The organism is Flavobacterium sp., from assembly GCF_043760115.1.
Lineage (GTDB): Bacteria > Bacteroidota > Bacteroidia > Flavobacteriales > Flavobacteriaceae > Flavobacterium.
The window spans coordinates 1-2,686 of the sequence record NZ_JAYUPK010000117.1; the positions used below are offsets into that span (position 1 = coordinate 1).

A 2,686-nucleotide genomic window follows, 5' to 3' on the forward strand; every position below is an offset into this window, starting at 1 on the left:
GAATTCTTTTACTAGATTGAGTATGTTTTGACCTTTAAAATTATCCATGTATCAGTATTTAATGGGACTAATATACGGAATTTAAATTAATAACTCAATTTTTTATTTAAACTTTTAATAATTTTAACACCATCACTTTGCACATTAGTTTTAATGTTTACAATGTAAATACCTTCTGGGTAACTTCTTAAATCTATGGGTATGGTTCTACTGGTAATATCAAATTGTTGCAATTGGTGTCCAGCTAAATCTACTAATGTTGCTGTGCCACTTTCATAATCGTATCCTATTATAACATTAGTATATTCTGTTGTTGGGTTGGGCAATGCTTCAATCTTGGGTTTTACTTTATCTGGTTTTTTATCGTCTTTTAGTTTCACTACCCAAAAATCGTTACTTCCAATAGCGGTATTTCTATCACCAGAAATTTTAGAGTTAGACGTTCCAGTCATTAAATAACCGCCATCTCTAGTTTCTATAACTTTTTTTAATACATCTTCTCCATTACTGCCAACAATTCTATTCCACAATTCTTCTCCATTTTCATTAATTTTTAAGGCAATGTAATCATCAGTGCCTTTTTTAGCTTTAACATTGGGTACTCCTAGTTTTCCTTTTTCAGTTTTTTCGGCTTTGGCATAACCACCAATTAAAAAACTATGGTCCTCGTTTTCTACTAATGAAGTTAAAATATCTACTTTGCCAAAATCATAAGTTTTTTGCCATTTAATTTCGCCTTCTTCGTTTAGTTTTACTACCCAAAAATCAGTTCCGTTTTGGTTGGTTTTGGTTTTTTCATTTGTTGCAGCCGAGTTAGAATTTCCTGCTAAAAAATATCCTTTATCATACGTTTGGTGTACTACATTTAGTTGGTCATCATTATCGCCACCAATAGTTTTTTGCCATTCTAAAATTCCTTTTGCATCTAATTTAATTAACCAATAATCGCCATCACCAATATTGTCTTGTATTTTATTGCCAGAAATAGGCGAGTTAGAATGTCCACCAAGTATAAATCCACCATCAAAAGTTAATTCAATACTTTTTAATTCATCAGCATACATTCCGCCAAAAGTTTGTTGCCATTCAATAATTCCTTTTCTATCTAATTTTACAATCCAGTAATCTAAATTTCCAAAATTTTCTTGTGTTTTATCTCCAGTTAAATAAGAACTAGACGAACCACCAATAATATAACCGCCATCTCTAGTTGGGGTAATGCTTTGCAATTTATCTTGACCACTGCCACCAATAGTTTTTTGCCATTCTTCGCCACCTTTAGCATTCAGTTTTATTATCCAATAATCATCATCACCTTTACAATCTTCTGTTTTATCAAATTCTTTACTAGAATTGGATGTGCCACCAAGAATATAACCACCATCATTAGTAAGTGCAATACTTTGAAGAAAATCGCTACCAGAACCACCAATGTTTTTTTGCCAATCTAAATCGCCTTTTTCATCCATTTTCCAAATCCAATAATCTAAATCGCCGATATTATCCTCAGTTTTCTTACCTGTTTTTTTAGACAAGGAACTTCCTGCCAAAATAAAACCATAATCTGCTGTGGGTTTTGCATCCATTAAATACTCGGCATGTTTTCCACCATAACTCTTTTCCCAAAGAATGTCTTGAGAAAAAAGTAACAAAGAATTGAATAAAGAAAAGAAAACTACTAAAGACAATCGAAAGGTTGAGATTTTCATAAATTGTGAATTGTAAGATTGAACATCATAAAACTATGTAAAAAAATAATACAAAAAACAAAAAAGCAATTAATTTGTAGATTTTATTTTACACTAATGTAAAATTACACACTTATTTTTAATAAAAAGTACGGTAAATCCACACATTTTATACAAATTAAAGTTTGTAAGAATTTTACACTTTTCAAAAGTATTTAATAAAAATGAAATGGATACAGGTAGTTTTACGCGATTTTAAAAAAATAGATAATTCAATTTTTGATGAATCAAATTTTACATAAATCATTACATTAGCAAACATAATTAACAAAAAAATGAGAAAAAATTATTTAATTGTATTTCTATTGCTATCAATTACAACATCTTATGCGCAAAAAGAAACCAATAAAGAATCTGATTTTGATCCTAAAATTGTCTTGTATATTGCACCACTTTCTTTAATAGATTTTTTTGATGGTCCATCAATTAGATATGGTGCAGATATAAAATTGCATAAAAAATTATTTTTTTCATTTGAAGCAGGAAATTATTTACCAAGTTCTGAAAGTGTTAAAAGAAATTCTTCTGGTTATCTTATAAAACCTGAAATTAAATTTAAAATTTTAGAAAATAAATATAACACTCAATATCTTGGAATAGAATACCAATACAAACAACAATCGTATGAATTTAAAGACAGTATATCTGTAAGTGTTGGATCAAATTTTGAAAAACAATATTCTATGAACAGAAAAATAAATTGTATTTCTTTGAAATATAGTTTTGTTGAAGAACTGGGAGAAAAATTTACTTTTACCTATTACTTAGGTCTTGGAATTCGGTTTATAAAATCATCTAATAATTTAACACAAGCAGAAAATGATGGCATTCTAGATGATGAATTTCATGGAGGAACTCAAGTAGAAAGCTTTATTAGACCAATAGGAACTATAAACACTGTAAACTTTTTAATTGGAATTAAGTTTGGCTACATCTTA

General features: G+C 28.8%; 2 protein-coding genes. One reads left to right on the forward strand and one right to left on the reverse strand.

Going from position 1 to position 2,686, the window contains the following annotated elements:
- Positions 1-86: 86 nt before the first annotated feature.
- Positions 87-1,709 (reverse strand): T9SS type A sorting domain-containing protein, encoded by a 1,623-nt coding sequence (locus ACH2BC_RS10125; RefSeq protein WP_395053879.1) that lies wholly within the window; start codon positions 1,707-1,709, stop codon positions 87-89.
- Positions 1,710-2,023: 314 nt separating this feature from the next.
- On the opposite strand from ACH2BC_RS10125, the gene ACH2BC_RS10130 reads away from it, so the two are divergent.
- Positions 2,024-2,686: hypothetical protein (locus ACH2BC_RS10130; protein ID WP_395053880.1), on the forward strand; the 663-nt coding region annotated here is incomplete at its 3' end.